Source organism: Candidatus Saccharibacteria bacterium, from assembly GCA_017983775.1.
In the GTDB taxonomy this organism is placed as follows: domain Bacteria; phylum Patescibacteriota; class Saccharimonadia; order JAGOAT01; family JAGOAT01; genus JAGOAT01.
The window spans coordinates 1-25,699 of record JAGOAT010000011.1; the positions used below are offsets into that span (position 1 = coordinate 1).

Genomic DNA, 25,699 nt, shown 5'->3' on the forward strand with positions numbered 1-25,699 from the left:
TCGTTTTTGGGCTAAGCTCACAGTTGCTAGACTAGTAGAATTCTGGTCATCAGCCTTATAAACTGCTAGATCTTGGATAGATTGGTACTTGAAGATATTTGCTTTTGCCAGATAATACTCATTTTTGTCTCTATGCCAATCCTGTTGATCTAGTCCCAGCAGCAAACAAACTGCTATATCTGGACTTTGATTCAAATCTATTAACTGGAATCTGGAAAGCTCTTAGACTACCCTATCATCTGGGGTTAGTTGATTTAGAATATCCAGAGCTGGAGTCCCAATATTGCCGACTAAATATGAATTCTTGCCTGCCAGTTTGAGGATACTATCTATCAGGCTAGCAGTTGTACCCTTTCCCTTTGTACCAGTTATGCCAATGATCTTTGCGGGACAATGTTTAAAAAACTCTATAGTAGCACTTGAGATTGGAGTCTTGATCTCTTGATCAAACCTAACACCTGGAGATCGATAAATCTTAGTATAATGATATTGATCTAGGTCCTTCAGGTAATCATTGCCATAAACCCCCTGGTAGCCCTTTATCAGACTCTGATCATGAATATTAATTATATCTGGATCCGTTCCCTGGTCAACTAGCCATCGGTAAATAGATTGACCCTCTAATCCAAAGCCCAAAATAGCAATCTTTGTCTGCTGATTCATGAACCAAATTATAACATATCAAGGGGACTCCTTGCCCATTTTGATCTGGGAGAACTATACTTTTCAAGGGGACTCCTTGGGAATTGTGCTAAAATCATCCTAGATGAAAAAGATTGGGATATTTGATAGTGGGGTAGGTGGTCGAAAAGTAGAGATAGCGCTCAAAAGTAGCTTCACGAGTATCGAAACAATTCTTTTGACCGATAAGGACAATCTACCATATGGCTCAAAAACTAGATACGAACTCTACCAGCTAATCGAGCCTTTTATCAAGCAATTCGAACTTGCTAAAGTAGATCTGATACTTATTGCCTGCAATACAATTACTACCAATATCATTGATCAGATTCGCCAATTAACACCCTTACCCATTGTTGGCTTCGAACCAGCAATCAAACAAGCAGCATTGTTATCCAAAACTAGGTCAATAACAGTCTGTGCCACTAAGGGAACATTAAGTAGCACTAGATATGCCTGGCTGGTCAATACTTATGGCCGGGATCTAAAAATCTATCAGCCTGATTGCACTAATTGGGCTCATCTAATCGAATCTTCAAGCTTATCCGACCAGGAGCTAAAAACAATTGTTGATCAATCACTAGACAGGAATTCAGATATAATCTTACTCGGCTGTACACACTACCACTGGATAGAATATAGGCTTAACGAGCTTGCAGCCGGTAGAATCAATGTAATTCAGCCGACCGAGGCTGTCTTTAGGCAGATTCAGCAGCTTCTACAGATTTGAGTAAATTATCAAATAGCATTGCCACGGTCAAAGGCCCAACGCCACCTTTGGGTGGTGTGATATAAATATCATCCCGATCAAGAGCATCTGAGTCAACATCGCCATAAATCGCCCCCTGATCATCCGAAGTACCTGCATCGATCACAATAGTACCAGGCTGGATCAATCTTGATCCAATTAGCTCAGGGTTACCAACGGCGCTGACCAATACTGAAGATTGCTTAACTACTTGATCTAGATTGTCGTGATGGCTCACAATCCTAAGTCCGACCCCCTTATTCTCAAGAAATCTCGCCAGGGGTGCGCCAACTAACCGACCTTGACCAACTATTGTGACACTATGTATCCGGCTACCTAAAATAATTTCGGAGAATTCCAATAGCTGATTGATAGCCCTAACTGTAGGTGGCACAAACTTACTCCCCCCGGAAAGGCCATCAATATCTTTTGCTGGGCTAACGAGACTGAGTAAATAATCTGTCTGATCTGGATTATTGACAAAATCAATTGGTAGCTGGACAACTATACCATCACAATCTATTTGATTATAATATTGAATCTTTTGCTCAAGCTGATCGAAGCTAACTCTCTCGACTTTTACATCGACTCCGATCTCTTGACCATATCCAGCCTTAATCTTGAGGTAGCTTTCAATCACTGGATCTTGATTGGCCACTAAAACTATAAGCTTGGGTTGCCTGGCCAACTCCTGAACCTGCAAGATTTGATCCTGTTTGATTTGCTCAACGATGGTTTTGGTCAGTAGTAACATAGATTATTCATTAATCAAAAAGTAATATAGTTTATTGTAATGATTCTAAGCTCGTAATTGCCTCAGGTGAACCAAAAAATCAATTATGGTGGGTCTAAGTGGACTTGAACCACTGACCTCGTCATTATCAGTGACGCGCTCTAACCAGCTGAGCTATAGACCCTTGATGCTTGCAAGCCTGACTGTTTAATCTAGCGACCCTGCAAAACAACTATGGTATTGTAATACTTTTGAGACTATTTCACAAGACTTATATTCCTGCTCCTGTGAAACAGTCTCAGGAATGAGAAGTTATATTAATAATGCTGAATTTACCATCCAACATTCTAACCCTAAAACCAACTACTTCCATTAACTCTGTAATTTTGTACCCTTTAAATCCTAATTCTAATAAGCTTTCTGCAATTTTCAGTGGGTCTATATCTGTCCTATCGTCAAACAATGTCATCCCTGTCCCTACTGCCTCCTCAAACTTCTCTAGTGTAACCTTATCTAAATCTAAGCAATTTACGACAACAGTTTTAATTGTAGCCGGAATATCAACCCGGTCTTTATATTCCAAATTATCCTGAAGCCACTCTAGATCTTTCCATGATACACTATTAAATTTTTCGCATCCCCCTCTTTCAAGAAAATACTCTGGGTCAGTTAACCCAGCAATTGTTCTATCATTCAGACACCTTACAAGATGTGACCATACCTCTGACCCATATCTCACGATGCAGGCCTGTCTAACCTTATCGTTGTCAATGCTCTCATTTGACTCAAAAAACGATTCCCCATACATAGAATTGTATCTTTCTGCAATAGAAGGAATTGGTATTAATCGATCAAAATATCTAAGTCTATCTAAATCATTATTAGCAATTTCAACTGCCAAACCTAATGAATTTATGTAATGTTCATCAAAAAATAAATTCAATACATCTATTAGTTCTGCAAACCTTGCTTGTATTATACTTTTGGCTTCTTCAGATAGCAATTCATCTGCTTCATCTGAATTGAAATTAAAAAAATTCAAAATTTTAGGTATCATTGAATCTAGGTCTTCACACATTATTAACCACTCACCTAGTATGGTATTGCGGTCTGCCTGTTTAAGATTTCCCAGCATAGTACGTGCATCTGTAGGGTTCAAATCAAAATCCCTAAAAGTACTCTGTGCTAGATCATGCAATCTTTCATTTTGGGCACTTACTCTATTTTGTATGCTACTGCTTGGATCTGTCTTTTTATACTGATCCAGCTGGCTAGCCAAGCTACCTTCATTAACTGATAAAATTCTGGCTATTTCGCGTATCTGGCTATTCTCAGGTATTGGTAATTGTGTACCATACTTCGCAAGAAGTTCGTTAATCTTATCCCTTTCTTCCAGAAAACAACGAGCCAAATTAGCTAAATCTGGATCCCCTACATCATTCCTGGGAAAACCACAGTGCCTGGATAACATATAAAACTCTCCAGAAGATAGATACCGACCCAATAGCTCACGTTCATCCCGGATTTGTTCTTCAACCAATTCAGAATTAATTCCTAAAGAACTCAACCTTGAGACCGGTTTTGCAAACTTTCCACCAAACTCTAAATACTTTCCCAGCAACAACTTTCCCTCTCCAGCCATCACTTCCTCATGCAAGATTTTTATCAATTCTTCCCAGCCTTCTAAATCTTCCAAACTTATATCATAAGGAAGACCAGATACGTACTGTTCGACTTGGTAAGAAAACCAACTTTTAGCCCTATCAATATCCAAACCCCTGTCTAATATAATATCATGTAATTGATTCTTTAATATAACTGAATATCTTCCTAATATTGATACCAGAATTGGCCTTATTACTTGCCGATATTCCTCCAGCCAACTCCGAAATTGTATCCTTACCATTTGTATATCCTTGTCCGATAGACTCCCAGAATACCTGCTCATATTATTTATCCTATCTAAGTAAAGCTTAAACATACCCATACCTTCATACTCCCCTGGATAGACTAGAGCTGCTTCTAAACTAGCACAAATCACTTTTGCCAACGTATATTCACCCTCAATGTGTGCCGGATCCGGCAAGTTATTGTCATTATATCTGTTTGACCCTGTTAGCTGGTCACAATGTTCTATCCATTGATCACTTGACCCTTTCATAGCTTTTCTTAAATAAGTTCTTTTATTACCAAAATCTTTCTCAATCCAATCAAATACCCCCTCAATCTGATTAGCAGTAAGGCCCATATTGCCTATAATACCGTGAGAAGTTTGTACCGCAAGATTTTTTCGAAATTCTCCAATAGATACTTCAATATGACACATTGTCGGCCATCCAACTCTATCGTACGATTCATTACTCCCTATAATTTCTTGGCTCATTAGATAAACCATAGCACATATATTGTTTAACTTCAATATTCAAACCGGGTATCTACTCACCACTCCGAGTAACCAATCTAGCCACAGATTAATTAACCAGCTTATCTAACCTCAGCTCGACATAACCAAACAGTTAAATAACCCCAACCATTAGTCTCTCTTCCTACTTGGTAAGGTTAAGCTGTGGTTTAATGGGTCTAAGTTGATAGACTGTTATTCCTGCCAATAGATTGACTATAAAGTTAATTGGTCTACGATGTCTAGTATGCTCTATTTGAGATATATTCTTAAGCTGATTGTTGATAGTCTCAATAATACCTCTCTTTCTAAGTACTAACTTCTCCCAGAGAGACATTAGCTGATTTTTCATGTTCTTCTTGATACCAGTTACTAGCTTGATTCCCTTGTTGAGTGGCCTTTGGAACAGCTCCTTTGATATACATCCTCTATCGGCAAATAGGTGACCCAAGACATCCTTGACAAGGGTTAACATGTTAGCTTGATTATTGGAGACTGTACAAAATATTGTGTAAACTCCACTTCGCACAGTCTCGTCTGGTTACCTGGGGTGGTGAGTAGACATGAAACCAAATTTAAAGTACGGTGCTTAAAACATAAGCCAGATATAAAAAATAGATACCGATTAAAATTATCCCACTCTTATGACCAATCTTCCAATTCCTAATCAGCATCAAGAAGATCAGGGCAACTACTGTTGCAAATAGTAGAAAGATACTAGCTATCAGATTCTCTGTGCCAACGGTGATTTCACCCCCCTTCCAGACAATATATGCTAGCCAAGGCATCCCTAGCCCAAACAATACATCAAAAATATTTGACCCCAAAGCATTACTAACGGCCATATCTCCACGGCCTTGTTTGGCTACAATTATTGAGCCAATCAAATCAGGTAAACTTGTTCCAGCAGCCAAGACTGTCAATGCCAAAAAGGTCGGATTAATTGAAAAATAATCCGCGATCACTATGACATGATGAACCAATTGGTGACTAAGCCCAGCAATTACCAGAATGGACATCACAAAACTCAAAACATATAACCTAGGGAACTTATCAGGACTTGGAATAACCAAACCTACCAACCTCCTCGATAATCTGCCAAGAGCGTTGACAGGATTGTTCTCGATCAATTCTATAGCATCAACATCTTGGTACTTGAATAATTTACGCCAATAAATAGCAGCAATCACATATACCATGTAGACCAAGACAAAAATTCCTGCCTCCAGTATATTGATTTTGCCATCTGAAAATGCCCAAAATAATAACAAAATAGTCAATATATAAAATCCCATATCTCGCAAAACCGGTTGCCACTGCAGCTTAACGACCCGAAACATCGAAGATGCCCCGATAATCACCAAAACGTTAAAAATTGCAGACCCAACAATTGTCCCCGCACCGATGTCTCCAGATCCTGTCTGTGTTCCAAAAACTGCAAAGGTAGATGTAAAAAGTTCTGGGGCACTTGATCCAATAGCCAGCAAAGTTGCCCCAGCTGCATCACTACTTAATCCAAGCTTTTTAGCAAGTCTATCAATCGCAGGAACAAAAAAATCTTCACTGACTATTGATAGCAGGTAAAAAGCCCCCAGGACTAGCAAAACTGACCAAACCATAGCAAGCATTATCCGATCTCCCCAATTGCTTTTGCGATCCGATCTACCAAGTCCAATTGAAAGACTGAGGGAATTATCAAATCCTGATCTGGGTCTTCGATGAAGCTTGCAATCTCTCTAGCAGCTGCCAGCTTATGCTCAGAAGTAATTCTTTTGATCTGATACTCCAAAACACCTTTGAATATACCCGGGAATGCCAGAGCATTATTAACCTGATTTGGATAATCACTCCTACCTGTGGCTACCACCATCGCTCCAGCCTGTTTTGCCAGACCTGGATCAATCTCTGGTATTGGGTTTGCTAAGGCAAAGATAATCGCTTGATCAGCCATGGTTTTGACCATATCAGGAGTAATACTACCTGGTCCAGAAACACCAATCAAAATATCAGATCCCTTGATTGCTACTTCAGCTTGGCCTTGAATCAACCTTTTATTGGTAATCTTGGCTAAATCCGCTTTATCAAAACGCAGACCAGGTCTTCCCAGATAAATTATCCCCTCACGATCCACTACCAGTACCTCAGCATCTGGGTATTGCTCAACAATTAGTCTAGCTATGGCCTGACCAGCAGCTCCCGCCCCGAGAATAACGACTCGTGATTGGTTGATATCTTTGTTAACTACCTTACTTGCATTGATTAATCCCGCGAGAACCACTATTGCTGTCCCATGTTGATCGTCATGCATCACCGCAATATCTAGATGCTCGATCAAGCGTCTTTCAAGCTCAAAACACTCAGGAGCCCTGATATCCTCCAGATTGATTGCTCCAAAGTTTGGCGCTACAGCCATAATAATCTCAAACATCTGATCTACCGAATCAGCATCGATCACAAGAGGCCAAGCATCTACACCAGCAAATTGTTTGAGCAATAGTGCCTTGCCTTCCATTACTGGTAGGCTTGCAGCTGCTCCGATATTGCCCAACCCTAGAACAGCTGATCCATTGGAGATAATTCCAATAGTTTGCCGAGCTGAAGTCAGATCCCAAGACAAACTAGCATCTTCCGATATTGCCTTCGATACTGCACCAACACCAGGAGTATAGACAGTGCTCAAATCTTCTTGATCTTTGATTTCTAGTTTTGGGATGATAGACAATTTTCCCTTTAGCTTGCGATGTAAATCCAGTGCCAATGCATCATAATCATTTTTCATTATCCTATCATAACATAGACTGATCAGACTTATTTATTCTTTATCCAACGTGGTTCCTGGTATCAAATCACCTACTTTAGGCTACAATAATATCTTCACCTGATTGGCTTTAGATTATTAGATATCTTAATGAAAAGGTTCTTCTAGTCTCAAGCTAAATAATTTTATACTCAGAGTTATTTAGAATAAATCTATAGGATATGATTCTGAACTTTATTGATATGAATCTAGATAAGATCGAGACCTATCTCATCATCTTTGACATCTCTGGATTGCCCTGAAGGCAATGTCAAAATCGCATATATTATATGTGTTGAGCCTATAATACCCATGCCAGAGAATGGTTACCTATAAATTCCTCTAAATTTTTGGGAATGATTATTCTAATTATTCTTGGATTTTAGGTCTTTTTTAATAGTACTCGTCCTTCACCTGAAAAAGATTGCCGAGAATCGTGTATTGAGCTCCTGTTTTTTTGATTATCTATTTTTGTCATTTTCCGTATTCTCGAATCAAAGCTTCGGAGATAATACACAATCTGTCGCCAACCCAAATCTTATAAACTCTCGTCACATCATCAATCTACATACTATGTCACTTTCCAACCCCCTCCACCCCGTCATCCTCCACAATCCCACACCTCATCATATTCCAAATTTCTACCAACTCTCACTCTCGTCATATTCCAAAATCCTGTAACTCACCCTCTCGTCATATTCAGGTTGCCCGAAGGGCAAGACTGAAGATCCAGCATTTCACATCGAGTGGTTACTCAAATTTCAGCAGAAGGGTGGATGCCCCGTAAGCTCTCCGAGCTTCGGAGGATGACAAGAAGAAATTATAATATAACGATTATAGTTACCCTATTGTTTCTTTGTATCCAAAACTACGCCTTGAAGATGACATAAAAATTGGCAATTATATACTAGACGTCACCAATTTATGATTAATCTTCTAAAAATTTGAGTTAGTTACTATCTTCTCTCTGTTTTTTAGCCCATTTTACTAAGTCTTTGTTTTTGATGGCTGGTGTTTTTGCTACTCTCTTGACGGCATCTTTGAAATTACCATCAATCCTAACACGCCGCTCATTTTCACGTACTGGTTTTTTTTGGTCACTTTTAATTTGAGCCTCAAGTTCCCCGATCTCTTTTTTTGTTGGCATCTCGTCGTTCATTAAGTCTGATTATATCGTAGTGTAGTTATTACTGTATACTTAATGTGGATATCGAAAAGGAAACAAAAATATGGATGAAGTGCTCTCAAAACAATCTGAACATTTTGAAGTACCGGACACAGAATCGGTACTGGCAACGTTGGTCTGACGGCGTTACCTGTCCTAAGTGCGGTGAAATTGATATAAAGATATACAAACTAGCCAGCGGCCGCATTAAGTGCGCAAGTTGTCGCAACACATTTACGGTGCGTACCCGCAGCATTTTTGAAGATAGCCCCGTTCCACTCCAAAAGTGGTTTCTGGCTATTTACCTATGCGCCAGCTACAAAAAGGGTATTTCATCACTCCAACTCAGTAAGTACATTGCTGTGACGCAAAAAACCGCTTGGTTTATGCTGCAACGTATTCGTTATGTCTTTGAGAATGACAGCTTTGAACTGTTGTCTGGTGACGTTGAGATGGACGAAGCGTACATTGGCGGCAAAGACAGTAACAAGCACGCTCACAAACGTCTGAAAGCCCTATCGGGCAAGGGCGCCCAAGGCTTTGGTAGTAAGAACAGTAAAGCACCTGTCGTTGGCATGGTAGAACGTGGTGGGCGGCTACACGCCATTGCCACAAAAGATACAGGTAGCAAAACACTCATGACTTTAGCTCGTCAGCACATAGATATAAACGCAACTGTCTATACCGACGAACACATGCCGTATCGCGCACTGCCAAAGATTGGCTTTAAACATGAAAGTGTTAATCACGGTGTCAAAGAATTTGTCAATGGTATGGCAAGTACGAATACCGCTGAATCTTTTTGGTCACACTTGAAGCGTGGTATTAACGGTATTTACCACCACGTTAGTGCCAAACACCTACAGAAATATTGTGACGAATATAGCTACCGCTGGAACACCAGGGACTTGACTGATGGTGAGCGTTTCGAGGATTGGTTTAGCCATATTAACGGCAAGCGACTGACCTATAAATCACTTACGACCAAGCAATCTTAAATATTCCACCGCTACCTAATCTATATTTCTTATTCTGCCTCTATTATTTTTCTCTCTTTCTCCCTCTCCTATTTTATATAAATATAGAGAAGAAGAATTGAATTAGCATACTGGACATGGCTAGTAGTTAGTTAGATGGTAGTTTTATGATATGTGTAGGTTTAGTTATTGGACATTAGTTTATAGATATATGAGCTTAGTTTAGGTTGAATTGAGTATGAATGAAGTTATTGTTAAGTATCGTAGACCGTTAAACGAACAGCAGATTAAAGTATTGCATTGGCTGTATTGGGTACGGTTTAGCACGAGCAAACAAATAGCTACGCATCTACGGAAATCTGACCATAAGGCTATCCAGAATAAACTTCAAATACTAGAACAGCAAGAGCTGATTGGCAAGCGCTACCACAAATCCTACATGCTCCGAGGACGACCAGCCGAGTATTACCTCACACCCAATGGCGCACGCCAGTTAGAGAAACTCAAACCGAAAGCTACAAACACCTGGGCAGTTAAATCGCTGTACAAGAACAAAACAGTTTCGGAAGAATTTCTAACCCACTGTATCGGCGTTACAGAAACAGCTCTCACACTAAAGTTCTTATATGGTGACAAGCTAGGTATCTACACTAAAAGCTACATGGTGCAGTACAGTAATTACCCAACATGGACACCAGACTTGTATTTGAAGCTTGAAACGAGTGCCACTAGCCAGCCGCATCACTACTTCCTAGATGTCTGGGACAGCACGAAACCGTTCTTTGTCAGTGTCAGGAAGATACGAAACTACGTCAACTTCAAAGATAGTAGCGACTGGAAAGAGGATGAGCCGTATCCAGTTATTCTTGCCATATGTGAAGTCGACCGAACTCAGAAAAAGCTGAATCGGCAGATGGAACGTATTTTAGATGAACAATGGGATGATGAGCTAGTGTTTGCGACGACTACCACCAATAAACTGGAGCAAGCTACAAAGTCTTCAGACGAGATTTGGGCTAAGGTGAGTGCTGATGATGACGTTGCACTCATGACCCTCAAAGGATTGTTGGTACAATAAGTGGTAACCTTTGGCAAAGTATCGTGTTATCCTTCCAACCAACCTAAAACCGTCACCCGCTCGGTATGAACTTTACGGCTGCCCAACTGCTTGCCGAATACTTTAAGACAAACGTTGAATTTATTTCACGCTCCAATCATAAGACACCTGACTTCATTATCAATGGTGTGAAATGGGAACTTAAGAGCCCAACTGGTATCGGAAAGCGAAACATTGAACGCCAGCTGCAAACTGGCATTAAGCAATCCAAGAACATTATATTTGATGCTCGTCGCTCCAAAATACACATAGCTAGAATCAGGAATGTTCTTAACTACCAGTTTCGTCTGGCAAAGAGTATCAAGCGAATTGTACTGATCGACAAAAGCAAAAACGTTATTTAGCTGACAAGATAGACTGTGTTATACTCTAGACATTAGAAGGCTCGGCAGCGTTGGATTACGCAGGTTCTGAACCTTCTTTTTTTGTACGCAACTCATTGGCAAAAGTTATCAAAAGTACTAACTATTTGCTATTTGCGACAATACTCATCGCTTGGTTTTGAACAACCATACACAAGTCTCGCATCTAACTTAGCAGTTTCATCTGCGGGATAAATTTCGTAGTTTAGATATAGGGTGTATGGATTATGAGTGAGATAGAATCTTACATCTAGTGGTTTATAGTTAATTTCCGCGAGCTGCTGTTCTTTATACTCTAGACAGTATCTCTTCTCACCACAATCAAGGGCAGTCTTTTGCAGGTTAGCAACCTCTTTTTCTCTTTTGCTTGTCGCTTCTGCGATAAACGACTGCAGGTCTTTTCCTCCCTGAATAGTCCAACCAAGACCAACTAGGTTTTCCTCTAATTCCGCACCACGCTTAGCAGGATTGGCTGCAGACACAAAGCTATCATTTAAAAATCCAGGCTTATACTGCCATCCAAAACCATCCTTTGTACCTGACGGTAAGAGGTTAACCTTAAATGTATAGTAATAATGGGGTTTTCCTGATTGAAAATCTAAGCCCGTACCGCTATTGAGTGCTTGAATAGCCTTTTCATACGTAGTTTTTGCTTCTACAGGATGAATAAACTTCGCATGCGAGTTACCTGATATGATCCGATTTCCACTACGCTGGCTAACTATTCCAGCTAGTGGCAAGGGTGGAATAACTAGAACCATGCAGATTATGAGTATCTTCTTTTTTACCATATATACAGTATAGCTTAAGCTGATTCTCCTATTGTTTCACCATATTTACAGGGACAACAAACTACATAGATTAAATTGGAAGCTGGTTCATCAGCTTAATAAACTGAGCCTCAGTTCCGGCGGTAATCATACTCAGCATTACTGAGATGCCGTTATCAAGCCCAGTGTCTTTCACATAATGTGCTCGCAAGTATTCTAGGTGCCCAGCTTGGAATGTGTCTGCTCCCTTCATCCCAAAATAATTCTTAAACTGAGCCATGCGAGCCAGTAGCTCGTCGGAATTACGCAAGTAGTTCGGCTGTCTAACAGATGAAGCATCAACAAGCTCATCATAAGCTTGCCAATCAAAACCACTTTTAACTTCTTGGGAAGCAGCCCCTTGCGCATCAACCATGCCATGATATGCTTCATGCCCAGCGATTATGTCTTTCTGCCTATCAGTGAGTGGAGTGCCATCTTGCTTAATCGCATCGGAATATAGTGTGCCGGGTTGACTGATCTTTCCGTGTCCTAGGCCACCAGGAGTTTTACCGCCAACCTCTCCAGGTAACCCATATCCAACCGATGAATATACATTGTTAAGATTGTCATCGAACGCACCTAATTGTTGCTGATAATGCGCTTGAAAATGCTTAGGTTTATCAAGGCTAGATTGTGGGGCTCCTAGTGACATCGAGCTAATATGGACTTCTATAAATCTTCTAAACTTATCTCTAAACTCTGGGCTTTGCATGCGTTCATGCTGAAGATTAAACCAGCTTTCCTGGTAGTTAGCCGCTTCAGCTACAGGTGTGGTTTCATCGTAGGTAGCTTCCACCTGATTGCCGGTATAATTGTTGGGTAATGTACCCGACGGTTCACCGTCATCGTGATTTATAGCTGTAATTTCGGCGGTAGTCTCTGTAATTGCTTCAGCGTTCATAGTGCTATTAATATCCAGAACAAGAAGTTTTGGCATTGTTTCTCTGTACCGAACGTTTGATAGAATTGGATGAGATTTAAGCTTTCCATACCTTTAGTCTATCGAAGCTGAATGGTAACGTCAAGTATATAATTGCCTAAAAATTTGTTTTATCAGTTTTTGAGTTCATGATTAATATCATGATAAAATATAAAACATGATAAATTTTCTTGGTTTAATGATAATTATTCTGGCAGTCGTAATTTTAAAATACAAAAAGACTATCTATATGAGCATTGGTCATCTGGGTGCAGTTGAAAGCTGGTTCCCAGGAGGTACATGGGGATTTCTAAACCTATTCCCAATTATTATGATTGTCTTTGGATTTATCTTACTATTCGGTTTAGGTAACAATCTGCTCTCGACTATTACTGACCCGATTACTCCTGATCGAGCTCCCTAAAACCGTCCAAACTAACCTCAATTAGCTTGTCTGGTTTGAGATTATTGATAAATTCTCGATCATGTGAGATCGTTAGTACAGATCCTGGAAACTTTTGCAATGCTGATTCTAGAACATTAATAGTCTCAATATCTATATGATTAGTTGGCTCATCAAGTATCAAAAGATTTACTCCTTTGACCATATATCCAGCTAAGAGTAATCTGGCCTTTTGTCCAGGACTTAGGTCTTGAGCTAACTTCTGGGTAAGCTGATCATCAAATCCGAGTTTGGCTAAAAATTGACGTCCTTTGGTCTGATCCTTACCAGTTAAGATTGCAAAATTCTCAATCACTGCCCTATTAAGATCGGGCAAACTTTGATCCTGATCCATATAACCAATCGACAGGTTATCAGATAGCTCGAGGCTGCCTGAACTCGGCTTAATCTCTTGGTTGATTGCCATGATAAATGTCGATTTTCCTACGCCATTTGGACCAGTCAAGACAACCTTCTGTCCCCAGTTCAGGCTAAAATCTATTGGCCCGATACTGAATTGACCCCGTTTTAGCACTAAGTTCTTAGCAATGATTAAATTCTCAGCTGGCCTGCTAGCTGGAATAAACTCTAGATTCAATAACTCAACCTCAAATGGCTTCTTGACTGGATTACTCTCCAGATCATCAAGTCTTCGTTCCAAACTTTTCAAACCAGAAGCTTGACTTTTAGAAGCTCGGTCTGAACGCGCTTTATCCGCCATCTTGTCTGAATCTTTTGCCTGATTGATCTGTGTATTATTCTCCCTAAGCATTTGAATAGATTCTGTCAATTGATTGACTTCGGCAATATAGTGCTTATATAGCTTGACCTCTCTATTTCTCTCCTGCATTATATTGTCAAGATAATTTTGATATCCCGTAGAGTAAATCTGAATAGAATTATCCTGATCATCAAATTTTAAAACTTTTTTTGCAAGCTTACGCAACAATACACGATCGTGTGAAACAAAAACTATTGCAGATCCCGAATTGATCAAAAAATCTTCAAGCAAAACCAACCCAGACTGATCCAGATTGTTAGTAGGTTCATCAAGCAAAAAACAATCTTTTTTGCTCAAAAGTAGACTAGCTAAAGCTAGCTTGTGTCTCTGTCCACCAGATATCTGTCCGATTTCTAGCTCAAGATCAAGACCTTGTAACCCAACTTGTTCGATTACTCCACCAATCCTCGAATCAAAATCATAAACACCCAATCTCTCGACTTGATCCATTGCATCTTGATAAGCTTGATTGGCCTCTTCAGTCCCCTCACCTAAGGCTCCAATACTCTGATCTAGAGATTTTTGGGCTTGTTCTATACCGGTCAACTTTCTGAGAAATAGTCTACAGCTATCTTGCCAATATTGATCGAACTTCTGGGGCATGATACCAATAGTCCAGCCTCCTCTGATAATCAGCTGACCTTCATCTAGGCCCTGATTACCGGATAATACATTAAGAAGGGTTGATTTACCACTACCATTTTGCCCCACCAAGGCTAATTTCTCGCCCGGATGAATACGCAAATCCAAACCAGAAAGAATTGTTTGCTGGCCAAAAGATAAAAAGGCTGATTTTAGCTCTATCACAAAATCCTCCTAGATTTTAGTCTACCCAGACTTGATAAAAGAATAGTGTCAATTAATTGATTCGGTTGAAATTCCGACCTATAGTCTTTTCGTGAAAAGACTATTGCTCCCTAGAAAGGAGGTAATCCATCCGCACCTTCCGGTACGGATACCTTGTTACGACTTAACCCCAATCGCTGGTTTTACCTTAGGCCCATAAAATGGGACTTCGGGTACCCCCAACTTTCGTGATTTGACGGGCGGTGTGTACAAGACCCGAGAACGTATTCACGGCAATATGCTGACTTGCCATTACTAGCGATTCCGGCTTCATGAGGGCGAGTTTCAGCCCTCAATCCGAACTGAGACTAGTTTTAATAGGGATTTGCTCCATCTTTCGATTTGGCTGCCCGTTGTACTAGCCATTGTAGCGCGTGTGTGGCCCAAGGCGTAAGGGCCATGCAGACCTGGCGTCATCCTCACCTTCCTCTCCGTTACCGGAGCAGTCTCGCCAGAAATTATAACTGGCAATAAGGGTTGCGCTCGTTGCGGGACTTAACCCAACATCTCACGACACGAGCTGACGACGGCCATGCAACACCTGTCACTTGATTCCCCACACTGATTCTTCGATATTTATAAAAGTTAATATTATGCTATGCAATATTACTCTTACTTTCGAGGACCGCACCAATTCAATTAGCCCAAAGGCTAACTCAAAAAATCAGTGTGGGGCACTCCCATAGCTTTCGCTTAGGATTCCAAGGATGTCAAGCCTTGGTAAGGTTCTTCGCTTAGCATCGAATTAAACCACACGCTCCACCGCTTGTGCGGGTCCCCGTCAATTCCTTTGAGTTTTAAGCTTGCGCTCGTACTCCCCAGGCGGCACACTTAATGCGTTAGCTACGAGAACCGAAGGGGTCGAAGCCCCCAGCTCCTAGTGTGCATCGTTTACGGCATGGACTACCGGGGTATCTAATCCCGATCGCTACCCATGCTTTCGTCCCTGAGCGTCAGGTACGGCCCAGTAAGCTGCCTTCGCCATTGGTGTTCTTGGTAATATCTACGCATTTCACCGCTACACTACCAATTCCGCTTACCTCTACCGACCTCTAGTTAAGTAGTATGGAGTACAGTCTATACCGTTAAGCGGCAAGATTTCGCACTCCACTGGCTTAACCGCCTGCGGACGCTTTACGCCCAGTAATTCCGGATAACGCTTGGGCCCTACGTATTACCGCGGCTGCTGGCACGTAGTTAGCCGGCCCTTATTCTTAGTCTACCGTCATAATCTTCGACTACAAAAGCAGTTTACACTCCGAAAAGCTTCATCCTGCACGCGGCATTGCTCCATCAGGCTTTCGCCCATTGTGGAATATTCCCTACTGCTGCCTCCCGTAGGAGTCTGGGCCGTATCTCAGTCCCAGTGTGGCTGGTCATCCTCTCAGACCAGCTACTGATCATCGCCTTGGTAGGCCATTACCCTACCAACAAACTAATCAGACGCAGGCTCGTCCTCTAGCGCCCGAAGGCTTTACTTCCGAAGAAGCACATGCGGTATTAGCTCACCTTTCGGCAAGTTATTCCCCACTAAAGGGTTGATTCCTACGCGTTACTCACCCGTCCGCCACTCTCAAGAAGATTACTTAGCACCTGAGTATTCAGGTAATAAGTAATCAAAATGAGCGTTCGACTTGCATGTATTAGGCATGCCGCCAGCGTTCATCCTGAGCCAGGATCAAACTCTCCAAAAAGAATTTGCAAAAATGTTTAATCCCGAATCATTACTTGTTGACTCTTATTGCGAAGAGTCCTCAAAATCAATTGACACTATTCAATTATCAAGATACCTAGCCAATTCCTGACTAGCTTCTATCTATTTAAGCGCACTATCCATCAAATGTCAAGCTTAATCCTCTAGAAAATCTATATAAAACCTAAATCTTAACTCTTAATTTCTTAAATATGCAAATAAGACCTAATTCCTGCACCGGGCAAGCTATTTATCAGCAAACTTATAAGCTCAAGATTGCCTAATTTGATAATTTACGTTTCCAATAATCTTTCTCTCGATTTTTGACAACGGTCTTCTCGAATTTTTGTGAGTAAATCTGACGCTTTCGATAAAAATAATAGATTATCGAGATACCTGAACAAACAATTCCAAACCAATTAAAAACTCTAAGGTTGAATTGACTAATTGATTCCTTCTGTAGAAATCCCAAGAAAATCATCGTTATCGCTAAGCCTAGATTGAGCCAGTTTAGGCCCTGAAGCTGATGAGATCTCTTAAGCACCAGACTGATAGCTGAAATGGTAGCAAAAATAATCGCTAAGCTTAAAAAGGCATTGACCTGACCAGAATTTGGCGCACCAAACCAGTAGGCCTTCCAGGATTGCGGAACATTTTGATAAAGAATTAAGCAACTCAAACTAAATCCAAATATCACTCCACCAATCACTTCGACTAGTTTGTGACCAATATTTTCCTTGAGTGGCAGATCTTCCCCAATCTCATCAGCTGACAGATTACTATCTTGCAACAGCCTATTTAGCACCTTAGCTTGAATTCCAGCTGCTCGCCGTACACCAAGAGCATCATAGATCACAATTGCTGCCAAAATGGCTGAAAAGCCGAAGATTGGACTATTAACTCCTTCCAATAAGTAGCTAACAGTCATCAAAGAGATAACGACTGAGGTATGGCCGCTGGGCATTCCCCCAGAAGCAACCATCATCCTAAGATCTGTCTTGCCAGCAAACATCGCGATCAAAAACTTGACGAACTGAGCCATAAGCCAGACTAGGGCTGGCACATAGATAAAGGCATTATTCATTTGAACCCTCCTCTTGATCTTGACTATCATCAGATTTGTTAGCATCGATTAGGGCAAGAGAGGCAATCCTATCCCCTTCCTTAAGGCGCATAATCTTGACGCCCTGAGTAGCCCTACCTAATCTTGAAATAGAATCCAATTTCAGCCTGATTACCACTCCATTTTTGGTGATAATCATCACTTCTTCATGTTTTTCTGGATCTATTACTCGAACATCATCGATTGGCCCAGTCTTAGAATTGACTACACCCGCCTTGATCCCTATACCTCCACGTCTATGAGGGGTAAAATAGCTCTCTTTGGTGATTTTTCCATAACCTTTTGCACTGATCACCAGAAGTTGCTCACCACCCTTGACGACATCTACCCCCACTACCTGATTGTCTGGTCTGAGCTTGATGCCCCTAACGCCCTTAGTAGCTCTACCCATTGGTCGAACATCTGATTCATGGAAGCGAATTGCCTTAGCCTTTGCTGTAGAGATAATAATGTCATCATTACCTGAAGTTAGTTTGACCCAACGCAACAAATCTCCCTCTTCTAGTTTGATAGCAATCAAACCATTTGATCGAATATTCTGATACTGAGCTACATCCGTTTTCTTGACAGTACCTTTAGTAGTACACATAAATAGGTAACCACTAGTCTGATCCTTATCTAAGGCAATCATTGAGCTAATATATTCTTCCGGGCCCAGATTGACAAGATTGACTACCGCCTGACCTTTGGCAATCCTAGAAGCTTCTGGCACTTCATAGGCTCGCAATTTAAAACACCTACCAGCTGTGGTGAAAAATAATAGACTAGCATGATTACTAGTATGAACCAAGTGTTCTACCAGGTCTTCTTCCTTCATCGAAAGTCCGGCTTTGCCAACTCCGCCCCGAGCTTGTGAACGATAGATATTGACTGGCATTCGTTTGATATAATTTCCCTTGGTCAAAGTGATCACTACCGACTGATCTGGTATCAAATCTTCTTCTTCAAAGCTAGTAGAAGCTTGTTTGATTACTTTGGTCTTGCGTTTATCTCCATATTTATCTTTGAGCTCTAAGAGTTCTTTACGAACTTCAGCTAGAATATTCTCATCTGATGAGAGAATATTTTTCAGCCAAGCAATCTGTTTACCCAATTCGGCCAACTCATCTTCAATCTTTTGTCTTTCAAGCCCCGCCAAGGTCTGTAATCGCATATCAAGGATTGCTTTTGCCTGAAGCTCACTAAGCTTGAACTTTTTAACAAGATTAACCAAAGCTTCTTCTTTGGTCTTTGAGCCGCGAATAGTCGAGATCACTGCATCAATCTGATCAAGAGCCATCTTGAGACCCAAGACAATATGTTCTCTGGCCTCAGCTTTTCTGAGATCAAATTGATAACGTCTCCTGACCACAACTCGACGGTGGTCTAGAAAATGTCTAAGCACTCCCTCTAGACTCAATACCCTGGGCTGAATCCCATCGACCAATGCTAGCATATTGATATGAAATTTGGTCTGCATTGGAGTAAGTTTGTAGAGCTGATTGAGAATTTTTTTGGCAAATGCACCCTTCTTGAGCTCAACTACCACCTTCACCCCAGCTCGGCCTGACTCATCTCTCAGATCTGTCACTCCTGTGATAACCTTATTCTTGACTAATTCTGCGATTTTTGTCACCAGGGCTGCCTTGTTAACCTGATAGGGAATCTCGGTAATTACTATCTGTTGCACACCTTTCTTGTTTTCTATCACCTCAGCTACTGCTCGCATTACTATCCCACCTTTGCCGGTTGTATAAGCCTGAGCTACTGAACCATTATCATAAATCACCCCTCCAGTCGGAAAGTCTGGACCCTTAATCACCTTTACTAGGTCATTACCAGTAATCTCAGGGTTGTCAATCATTAATACTAGTCCATCAATCACTTCGCTCAAGTTATGAGGAGGAATGTTTGTAGCCATACCAACTGCAATACCGGTACTACCATTGACCAAAAGATTTGGCAATGCTGCTGGCAAAACACTTGGCTCCTTCTTGGTATCATCAAAATTTGGCCTAAACTCTACAGTATCTTTGTCTAAATCTACCAAAAGTTCTTCGGCAAATTTCTGCATTCTAGCCTCTGTATACCTCATCGCTGCGGCATTATCACCATCCATTGATCCAAAATTACCCTGACCATCTACTAGCATATAGCGCATCGAGAAATCCTGAGCCATTCGAACCATTGAATCATAGATGGCACTATCTCCGTGAGGGTGATAATTACCAATCACGCTACCGACGACTGTGGCTGACTTACGATAACGAGCAGAATTCTTGAGACCCAAGCGATGCATAGCATAGAGTATTCTTCTATGCACTGGCTTTAAGCCATCCCTGACATCAGGCAGTGCCCGGGCAACAATCACTGACATTGCGTAATCTAGATAACTTTGTTCCATCTCTTCGACTAGATCATGCCCTCGAACCAAACCAACGCCAGTAATTTGTTCCTCAAACTTTAGATTTCGGTCTTGATTATCATTATCCATAGTATTATATATCCAGGTTACTTACTTCTTTGGCTCTAGATTGAATAAAATTGCGCCTCAAAATCACCTCATCACCCATCAATTTATGGAATACTCGATCTGCTTTCTCTGCATCTTCTATATTGACCTTCAAAAGGATGCGATTTTTGGGATCCATGGTAGTCTCCCATAGCTGATCAGGATTCATTTCCCCTAGACCTTTATAGCGAGAGACACTGACACCTTTGGGTAAATCGTGGCTGACTGGCACTTCTTCTGAATTGCCTTGATCTTGACTTGAGGTATCTTGACTCTCAAGTGCCAATTCCGCCAATTCTTCAGCAGTACTGACATCGACTTTACTCAAATCTGGCGTCTCCAGTACCACCTCTACTTCTAGCTCTGAGTTACTAGCCTGACTAGCGCTATCCTTGATGTCACCTAAGACTTTTGTTCTCTCTGCTTCAGTATAGGCATAGTAGACCTTACGATTGTAGGTAATCTTATAGAGAGGTGGCAAAGCAATATATAGATATCCTGCTTCAATCACCTCAGGCAAATGTCTAAAGAACAAAGTCAAAAGCAGCGTCCTGATGTGAGAACCATCGACATCAGCATCTGTCATAATAATTATTCGATGATAGCGGAGTTTGGTCAAATCAAAACTATCACCAATACCAGTCCCTAAGGCCACAATCATATTCTTGATAGCATCAGATGAAAGCATCCGATCTAGTCTAGCTCTTTCTACATTAAGCACCTTACCTCTGAGAGGCAATAATGCTTGATACTTACTGTCTCTAGCTCCTTTGACCGAACCAGCCGCTGAATCACCCTCAATCAAGTAAATCTCACATTTACTTGGGTCCTTACTATTACAATCAGCAAGCTTACCTGGCAAAGTCAACCCGTCTAGTGCACCCTTACGAATCACAGTATCTCTAGCTGCTCGAGCTGCTAACCTTGCCTTAGCACTCAGGCTAACTTTGCTAATAATCTTCTTGGCTTGATCTGGATTCTCATCTAAGAAATAGCTGAAGTATGTAGTGGTAGTATTTTCCACTAATGAACGGATCTCGGGAGTCCCAAGCTTTGCCTTAGTTTGTCCTTCAAACTGAGGCTCAGGTAATCTAACGCTAATCACTACAGTAAGCCCTTCTCTGACATCATCACCAGTCAATGTCTCATTGTCTTTGATCAATTTATTCTTCTTAGCGTAATCATTAATCACCCTTGTAAGTGAAGATCGAAAACCCGTCAGATGGGTACCACCTTCCTTAGTATAAATATTATTAGCAAAAGTCTTAACGGTCTCAACATAGCTATCATTGTACTGGAGTGACACTTCAATCTCAGTGTCATCAATCTTCTTCTCAACATAAAAAACATCAGGGTGAATTGTATTACGACTACGATTAAGGTGGTCTACATAGGACTTAATTCCACCTTCAAAATAAAAACTATACCTCCTAAAGCTACCATCTGTAAGCTCTTCAGCTAGATCGACTTTGATTTTTTTTGTCAAATAAGCCCTCTGGCGTAATCTTTCAAGCACTGTTTGAAACGAGAATTCTGTAGTCTCAAAGATTTCTGGATTGGCCTTGAAGCTAATAGTAGTACCGGTACCATCAGCTTTACCTATTACCTTAAGATCCTGTTCTGGTACACCATCTTTGTATACCTGACGATGCAACTTACCTCCAAGCTTGACTTCGGCTACCAAGTCTGTGGAAAGAGCATTGACAACACTAACACCAACACCATGTAACCCACCTGACACCTTATATCCGCCGCCGCCAAATTTACCACCAGCGTGCAAAACAGTCAAAACAGTTTCAAGTGCTGATTTGCCTGTAGCCTTAACCTTATCTACTGGTATCCCCCGACCATTGTCTTCTACCTTGACCCAACCATTTTGATATAAGGTAACTGAAATCAAGTCGGCATGACCAGCCATTGCCTCATCAAAGGAATTATCTACTACTTCCCAAATCAAATGATGAAGACCTTCGACACCAGTTCCACCAATATACATACCTGGCCGTTTACGTACCGGCTCTAATCCCTCCAGAACTTGAATCTGCTCTGCGTTGTACTGCGTATTCTGTTTACTCATCAGCTTTAAGTAGTATAGCGATTTTTTTTAAATCGGGCAAGCTTATTGCTCTACCAAGTTAATTTATCCTGATAAGATCCAATAGTTAGGGTTTATTCTTATTAACCGAATCAGATCCAGAGTTATCAGATGCCACTATAATAAGCTAAAATAATGCCCTGAAACCTGGATCATCAGATACAGATTGATATTGATAGCCTATTTTATCCAATCTAGCTTCAAGCAAACTAATTTGATCCGGGTTAATTTGAAACCCTATCAAAACCTTACCGAATGCTGCAAAGTGGTTTCGGTAATGAAACAGACTAATATTCCAGCTATCACCCAAGGTATCCAGAAAGTTCATTAATGCACCTGGTCTTTCGGGAAAAACAATCTTATATACACTCTCAGGTAGCGCATTAACAGATTTGCCACCAATCAGATATCTCAGGTGATCCTTTGCTAAATCACTATTAGTCAAATCGACAACCCTTTTTCCGGAGCTTGATAATTGCTTGATGACTTCCTGATGCACATCTTGACTACCTATACCGACCCCTACAAAGATATTGGCAGTCTTGGGATCTGCATAACGATAACTAAATTCGGTGATAGGATGTTGACCAATAATGCCAATAAATTCCCTGAAACTACCTGGCTGCTCTGGTATCTCTACAATACAAAGAATCTCCTTATTTGACCCAGTCTCAGTCCTCTCGGTGATATAGTTCAATCTACCAAAGCTAATATTTGCACCACTCAAAATAGCTACCATCGGAGCAGATGGATCTATGCCAAATCCCTGATCAAGATACTGTCTAAGGCCTGCCATAGCCAATGCTCCCGCAGGTTCGGCGATTGTCCTAGTTTCATAAAATATCTCCTTGATAGCAGCAGATATTTGATCATTACTAACAGTTATCGCACTATCTACCAAGTCTTTTGCGATCTCAAAAGTTTTTTGACCAACCTCTTTGACTGCGGTGCCATCTGCAAACAAACCAACATTATCTAATTTGCTAGGCTTACCACGACGATACGCCAAATTAAAACTCGCACTATCATGAGCTTCAACGGCAATAATCTTAGTCTTCGGACTAAGCGACTTGACGATACTAGCAACCCCAGCTAGCAACCCTCCACCCCCTACAGGGACAAATATTGCTTCTGGCTTTTCTGGAAGTTGATTAATTATCTCGAGACCAACTGTTCCCTGACCAGCAATCACCTCCAGGTCATCATATGGATGAATCAAAATATAGCCTTCTAGATCTACCAACCTATCTGCTTCTAATTTAGCCTGATCAAAAGTATCACCACTCAATACAACTTCTGCCCCAAGCTCTCTAACTGCATCAATCTTGATAGATGGCGTAGTCACAGGCATGACAATCACAGCCCTAGCTCCTAATTTGGCTGCTGATAAAGCTACGCCTTGTGCATGATTACCCGCACTAGCTGCAATCAGGCCTTTGTCCAACTGACTAGCGTCCAAAGAACTAATCTTATTAAAGGCACCCCTAATCTTAAAGCTAAAGATATCTTGCAAATCCTCACGCTTCAGATAGACTGGATGATGGTATAGTTTACTTACAGATTTAGCAAAAGTTAAAGGTGTCTTTTTGGCTATATTATATACCGAGCTGGTCTGAATCTTATGATTTAAATCACTATTCATACTGCAACAAATCTACTGATGGTTGGTGGGCTACAGCCTCTATTTCGACCGTCAGCTTATTGGTTGTTAGTCTCGGTAGACCACTTACTTCTACGGTTGATCTAGCTGGTCGACTATAGGGATCATCAAACATCTGACAATAAACATCATTTATCTTTGAAAAGTTCTCAATATCAGTCAGATAAATTGTAGTCTTAACGATATCATATCTACTCAAACCTTGATCATTCAATACTGCTTCAAGATTGACAAGTGCTTGATGAGCTTGCTGCCTGACGTCATCACTCGCCTTGCCCGTTTTTGGATCTATGCCTACCTGACCACTGACAAAATAGAATTCACCCGCCCTAACCACTGGACGATATGGACCATATTGTTTACTACTCATTGGATTATTTTACCTTAATAGTCAAAAAATATAAATTTTGGCGGAGAGGGTGGGATTCGAACCCACGGTCCGAATAAACTTCGGACAGCGCATTTCGAGTGCGCCGCACTAGACCAACTATGCGACCTCTCCATCCTTATATTATACCCCAATTGTGGTGGCACCTCCTTAATCTGAAAGAAAATCTATTCTGCGAGAATCTTTAAATAGTATATAAACTAATTAAAAGGAGAATGGGTTCTTGGCACCAGTCATTGTGGGGGGTTTCGGTGGAGGATTACCCTTCAAACGCTTAAAGATTTCTGGCTCAATATCTTCTCGCCTCTTGGCATAGTGTTGCCTAGCATAATTGATTACAGCTTCTCTGATCTGAGGGTTATCTTGACCGATTGGCGGAAGCATTTCCATCGTGAAAGGCTTGGTCGGGATATTGTTGGCAATCAGCTTAGTCGCTGCATAAAAGTTTGGCAAATTAACCAAATCCCTGACCTCAAACTCAGGACCCAAAGGCTTGACCAAGTATTCTGCATCATCCGTACCAGTACGATATGAAATAATAGATCCAACATTACCAAATACTGCGTCACGAATCTCCTCGGTCAATTGTCCAATAAACTGATTTGCAACTATTAGACTCAAATGATATTTTCTGGCCTCGGAAAGAATTGTTGCAAATGAGTCCGTAGCAAAGTTTTGAAACTCATCGACATAGAGCGTAAAATCCTTGCGTTGATCTTCAGGAGTATCCGTCCTGGCAAAAGCCGCTGTCAGGATCTTCATTACAAATACCTGACCGAGCAGATTGGCATTAAGCTCACCGGTTGCCCCTTTGCTCAAATTGATAATCAAAATCTTACCCTGATCCATGATCTGACGAATATTAAAAGCTGAATGAGTTTGGCCAATAATATTACGCATCATCCCATTGGATACAAACGCTCCAAACTTAGAAGCAAACCAACCCAATATATCGCCCTTCTCCTTCTCACTCATCCCTGGAATCTCTTTAAGCCAGAAGTCCTGTACGGTAATGTCATTCATATGTTTGAACTTTTGCTTGAGATACTCCTTGTCCATAAATGGTTTCGGTATCTCGATATATGTACCCCCATCTGGACCACTCATCACAGTCAATGCGGCATTACGAAACCATTGCTCAAACCTTGGACCAATAATCCCACTCCGTTTTGGATCATAAAGCTTATAGAGCATACTAATACACTCTTGGATCAAGAAATCTTTTTGTTCGGGACGGTTTGGATCATACTCAAGAATATTTAAACCCATTGGATATGAAGTATCCCCGGGATTGAAGTAGACTACATCGGCAATCCGCTCTGGTGGCAATTTACCAATCAATTTTTCGGCTGTTTCTCCATGGGGATCAACTAAGGCAAATCCTTTACCCGCCCAAGCATCCTGAACAGGTAGATTCTCGAGAATGGTTGACTTACCAGTACCAGTTTGACCAATGACATACATATGT

The 25,699-nt window shown here is 41.1% G+C and carries 21 protein-coding genes, 2 tRNA genes, 1 rRNA gene and 1 pseudogene; 5 read left to right on the forward strand and 20 right to left on the reverse strand.

The features are described from left to right. Both murD and KA531_01965 read right to left on the reverse strand, forming a co-directional pair. A partial coding sequence (gene murD, locus KA531_01960; GenBank protein ID MBP6005646.1) for a UDP-N-acetylmuramoyl-L-alanine--D-glutamate ligase occupies window positions 1-195 on the reverse strand: 195 nt, incomplete at its 3' end. A gap of 27 nt (window positions 196-222) precedes the next feature. Further along, the gene (locus tag KA531_01965) at window positions 223-663 is read right to left on the reverse strand and encodes a hypothetical protein (GenBank protein ID MBP6005647.1); all 441 of its coding nucleotides are present in this window, start codon (window positions 661-663) and stop codon (window positions 223-225) included. Between the two features lie 103 nt (window positions 664-766). Here KA531_01965 and KA531_01970 point away from each other — a divergent pair, with 103 nt between their 5' ends. Further along, entirely contained in the window at window positions 767-1,411 is a 645-nt protein-coding gene (locus KA531_01970) for an aspartate/glutamate racemase family protein (GenBank protein ID MBP6005648.1), read from the forward strand. On the opposite strand, the gene KA531_01975 is transcribed toward KA531_01970, so the two are convergent. The 7 genes from KA531_01975 to KA531_02005 all read right to left on the reverse strand — a co-directional run bounded on the left by KA531_01975 (window position 1,380) and on the right by KA531_02005 (window position 8,519). After that, window positions 1,380-2,183: a bifunctional 5,10-methylenetetrahydrofolate dehydrogenase/5,10-methenyltetrahydrofolate cyclohydrolase gene (locus KA531_01975; GenBank protein MBP6005649.1), complete on the reverse strand. Its 804-nt coding sequence runs from the start codon at window positions 2,181-2,183 to the stop codon at window positions 1,380-1,382. The genes KA531_01970 and KA531_01975 overlap by 32 nt on opposite strands. Before the next feature lie 86 nt (window positions 2,184-2,269). Continuing rightward, window positions 2,270-2,346: transfer RNA gene (locus KA531_01980), tRNA-Ile, on the reverse strand. Between the two features lie 114 nt (window positions 2,347-2,460). Next, window positions 2,461-4,545, reverse strand: coding sequence for a hypothetical protein (locus KA531_01985; GenBank protein ID MBP6005650.1), 2,085 nt, complete (start codon window positions 4,543-4,545; stop codon window positions 2,461-2,463). Window positions 4,546-4,708: 163 nt separating this feature from the next. Further along, complete coding sequence (locus KA531_01990) at window positions 4,709-5,038, reverse strand: hypothetical protein (protein MBP6005651.1); 330 nt, start codon at window positions 5,036-5,038, stop codon at window positions 4,709-4,711. Between the two features lie 100 nt (window positions 5,039-5,138). Further along, complete coding sequence (locus KA531_01995) at window positions 5,139-6,191, reverse strand: calcium/sodium antiporter (GenBank protein ID MBP6005652.1); 1,053 nt, start codon at window positions 6,189-6,191, stop codon at window positions 5,139-5,141. Continuing rightward, window positions 6,191-7,345 carry an NADP-dependent malic enzyme gene (locus tag KA531_02000; protein ID MBP6005653.1) on the reverse strand — a complete coding sequence of 385 codons (1,155 nt, stop codon included), beginning with the start codon at window positions 7,343-7,345 and terminating at the stop codon, window positions 6,191-6,193. Before KA531_02000 ends, KA531_01995 begins: the two co-directional genes overlap by 1 nt. Before the next feature lie 964 nt (window positions 7,346-8,309). Further along, window positions 8,310-8,519, reverse strand: a complete 210-nt coding sequence (locus KA531_02005) for a hypothetical protein (GenBank protein ID MBP6005654.1) — start codon at window positions 8,517-8,519, stop codon at window positions 8,310-8,312. Between the two features lie 128 nt (window positions 8,520-8,647). Here KA531_02005 and KA531_02010 point away from each other — a divergent pair. The 3 genes and pseudogenes from KA531_02010 to KA531_02020 all read left to right on the forward strand — a co-directional run bounded on the left by KA531_02010 (window position 8,648) and on the right by KA531_02020 (window position 10,963). Next, a pseudogene (locus KA531_02010) lies at window positions 8,648-9,523 on the forward strand (IS1595 family transposase). 217 nt (window positions 9,524-9,740) lie between these two features. Next, window positions 9,741-10,580, forward strand: a complete 840-nt coding sequence (locus KA531_02015) for a replication-relaxation family protein (GenBank protein MBP6005655.1) — start codon at window positions 9,741-9,743, stop codon at window positions 10,578-10,580. Between the two features lie 65 nt (window positions 10,581-10,645). Next, entirely contained in the window at window positions 10,646-10,963 is a 318-nt protein-coding gene (locus KA531_02020) for a hypothetical protein (protein ID MBP6005656.1), read from the forward strand. 128 nt (window positions 10,964-11,091) lie between these two features. Here the strand turns inward: KA531_02020 and KA531_02025 are convergent, their stop codons facing one another. Together KA531_02025 and KA531_02030 are read right to left on the reverse strand one after the other, a co-directional pair. After that, window positions 11,092-11,772, reverse strand: coding sequence for a hypothetical protein (locus KA531_02025; GenBank protein MBP6005657.1), 681 nt, complete (start codon window positions 11,770-11,772; stop codon window positions 11,092-11,094). A gap of 70 nt (window positions 11,773-11,842) precedes the next feature. Continuing rightward, window positions 11,843-12,730 (reverse strand): hypothetical protein, encoded by an 888-nt coding sequence (locus tag KA531_02030; GenBank protein ID MBP6005658.1) that lies wholly within the window; start codon window positions 12,728-12,730, stop codon window positions 11,843-11,845. Window positions 12,731-12,890: 160 nt separating this feature from the next. On the opposite strand from KA531_02030, the gene KA531_02035 reads away from it, so the two are divergent. After that, window positions 12,891-13,136: a hypothetical protein gene (locus tag KA531_02035; GenBank protein MBP6005659.1), complete on the forward strand. Its 246-nt coding sequence runs from the start codon at window positions 12,891-12,893 to the stop codon at window positions 13,134-13,136. Here the strand turns inward: KA531_02035 and KA531_02040 are convergent. The 9 genes from KA531_02040 to KA531_02080 all read right to left on the reverse strand — a co-directional run. Then, window positions 13,114-14,742: an ABC-F family ATP-binding cassette domain-containing protein gene (locus tag KA531_02040; GenBank protein MBP6005660.1), complete on the reverse strand. Its 1,629-nt coding sequence runs from the start codon at window positions 14,740-14,742 to the stop codon at window positions 13,114-13,116. The genes KA531_02035 and KA531_02040 overlap by 23 nt on opposite strands. A 114-nt stretch (window positions 14,743-14,856) precedes the next feature. Then, a 16S ribosomal RNA gene (locus KA531_02045) occupies window positions 14,857-16,475 on the reverse strand. 279 nt (window positions 16,476-16,754) lie between these two features. Beyond that, window positions 16,755-17,558 carry a divergent PAP2 family protein gene (locus KA531_02050; protein ID MBP6005661.1) on the reverse strand — a complete coding sequence of 268 codons (804 nt, stop codon included), beginning with the start codon at window positions 17,556-17,558 and terminating at the stop codon, window positions 16,755-16,757. Then, window positions 17,551-20,070, reverse strand: coding sequence for a DNA gyrase subunit A (gene gyrA / locus KA531_02055; protein ID MBP6005662.1), 2,520 nt, complete (start codon window positions 20,068-20,070; stop codon window positions 17,551-17,553). The genes KA531_02050 and gyrA overlap by 8 nt, the downstream gene beginning before the upstream one ends. Window positions 20,071-20,074: 4 nt before the next feature. After that, complete coding sequence (gene gyrB, locus KA531_02060) at window positions 20,075-22,165, reverse strand: DNA topoisomerase (ATP-hydrolyzing) subunit B (GenBank protein ID MBP6005663.1); 2,091 nt, start codon at window positions 22,163-22,165, stop codon at window positions 20,075-20,077. A gap of 145 nt (window positions 22,166-22,310) precedes the next feature. Beyond that, on the reverse strand, window positions 22,311-23,825 hold the full coding sequence (gene ilvA / locus KA531_02065; GenBank protein ID MBP6005664.1) for a threonine ammonia-lyase, biosynthetic: 1,515 nt from the start codon (window positions 23,823-23,825) through the stop codon (window positions 22,311-22,313). After that, a complete protein-coding gene (locus KA531_02070) occupies window positions 23,818-24,213 on the reverse strand; it encodes a Rid family detoxifying hydrolase (protein MBP6005665.1) in 396 nt (131 codons plus the stop codon). The genes ilvA and KA531_02070 overlap by 8 nt, the downstream gene beginning before the upstream one ends. A gap of 38 nt (window positions 24,214-24,251) precedes the next feature. After that, window positions 24,252-24,345, reverse strand: a tRNA-Ser gene (locus KA531_02075). 90 nt (window positions 24,346-24,435) lie between these two features. Next, a partial coding sequence (locus KA531_02080; protein MBP6005666.1) for an ATP-binding protein occupies window positions 24,436-25,699 on the reverse strand: 1,264 nt, incomplete at its 5' end.

Excerpts from the sequence above, each read along its gene's own strand:
- KA531_02030 (MBP6005658.1), bottom strand. The coding sequence starts at position 12,730 with ATGCCAAAACTTCTTGTTCTGGATATTAATAGCACTATGAACGCTGAA.
- gyrA (MBP6005662.1), bottom strand. The coding sequence starts at position 20,070 with ATGGATAATGATAATCAAGACCGAAATCTAAAGTTTGAGGAACAAATT.
- KA531_02035 (MBP6005659.1), top strand. The coding sequence starts at position 12,891 with ATGATAAATTTTCTTGGTTTAATGATAATTATTCTGGCAGTCGTAATT.
- KA531_02020 (MBP6005656.1), top strand. The coding sequence starts at position 10,646 with ATGAACTTTACGGCTGCCCAACTGCTTGCCGAATACTTTAAGACAAAC.
- KA531_01965 (MBP6005647.1), bottom strand. The coding sequence starts at position 663 with ATGAATCAGCAGACAAAGATTGCTATTTTGGGCTTTGGATTAGAGGGT.
- gyrB (MBP6005663.1), bottom strand. The coding sequence starts at position 22,165 with ATGAGTAAACAGAATACGCAGTACAACGCAGAGCAGATTCAAGTTCTG.
- KA531_02050 (MBP6005661.1), bottom strand. The coding sequence starts at position 17,558 with ATGAATAATGCCTTTATCTATGTGCCAGCCCTAGTCTGGCTTATGGCT.
- ilvA (MBP6005664.1), bottom strand. The coding sequence starts at position 23,825 with ATGAATAGTGATTTAAATCATAAGATTCAGACCAGCTCGGTATATAAT.
- KA531_02025 (MBP6005657.1), bottom strand. The coding sequence starts at position 11,772 with ATGGTAAAAAAGAAGATACTCATAATCTGCATGGTTCTAGTTATTCCA.
- KA531_01970 (MBP6005648.1), top strand. The coding sequence starts at position 767 with ATGAAAAAGATTGGGATATTTGATAGTGGGGTAGGTGGTCGAAAAGTA.
- KA531_02015 (MBP6005655.1), top strand. The coding sequence starts at position 9,741 with ATGAATGAAGTTATTGTTAAGTATCGTAGACCGTTAAACGAACAGCAG.
- KA531_01990 (MBP6005651.1), bottom strand. The coding sequence starts at position 5,038 with ATGTTAACCCTTGTCAAGGATGTCTTGGGTCACCTATTTGCCGATAGA.
- KA531_02005 (MBP6005654.1), bottom strand. The coding sequence starts at position 8,519 with ATGAACGACGAGATGCCAACAAAAAAAGAGATCGGGGAACTTGAGGCT.
- KA531_01995 (MBP6005652.1), bottom strand. The coding sequence starts at position 6,191 with ATGCTTGCTATGGTTTGGTCAGTTTTGCTAGTCCTGGGGGCTTTTTAC.
- KA531_01975 (MBP6005649.1), bottom strand. The coding sequence starts at position 2,183 with ATGTTACTACTGACCAAAACCATCGTTGAGCAAATCAAACAGGATCAA.
- KA531_01985 (MBP6005650.1), bottom strand. The coding sequence starts at position 4,545 with ATGAGCCAAGAAATTATAGGGAGTAATGAATCGTACGATAGAGTTGGA.
- KA531_02070 (MBP6005665.1), bottom strand. The coding sequence starts at position 24,213 with ATGAGTAGTAAACAATATGGTCCATATCGTCCAGTGGTTAGGGCGGGT.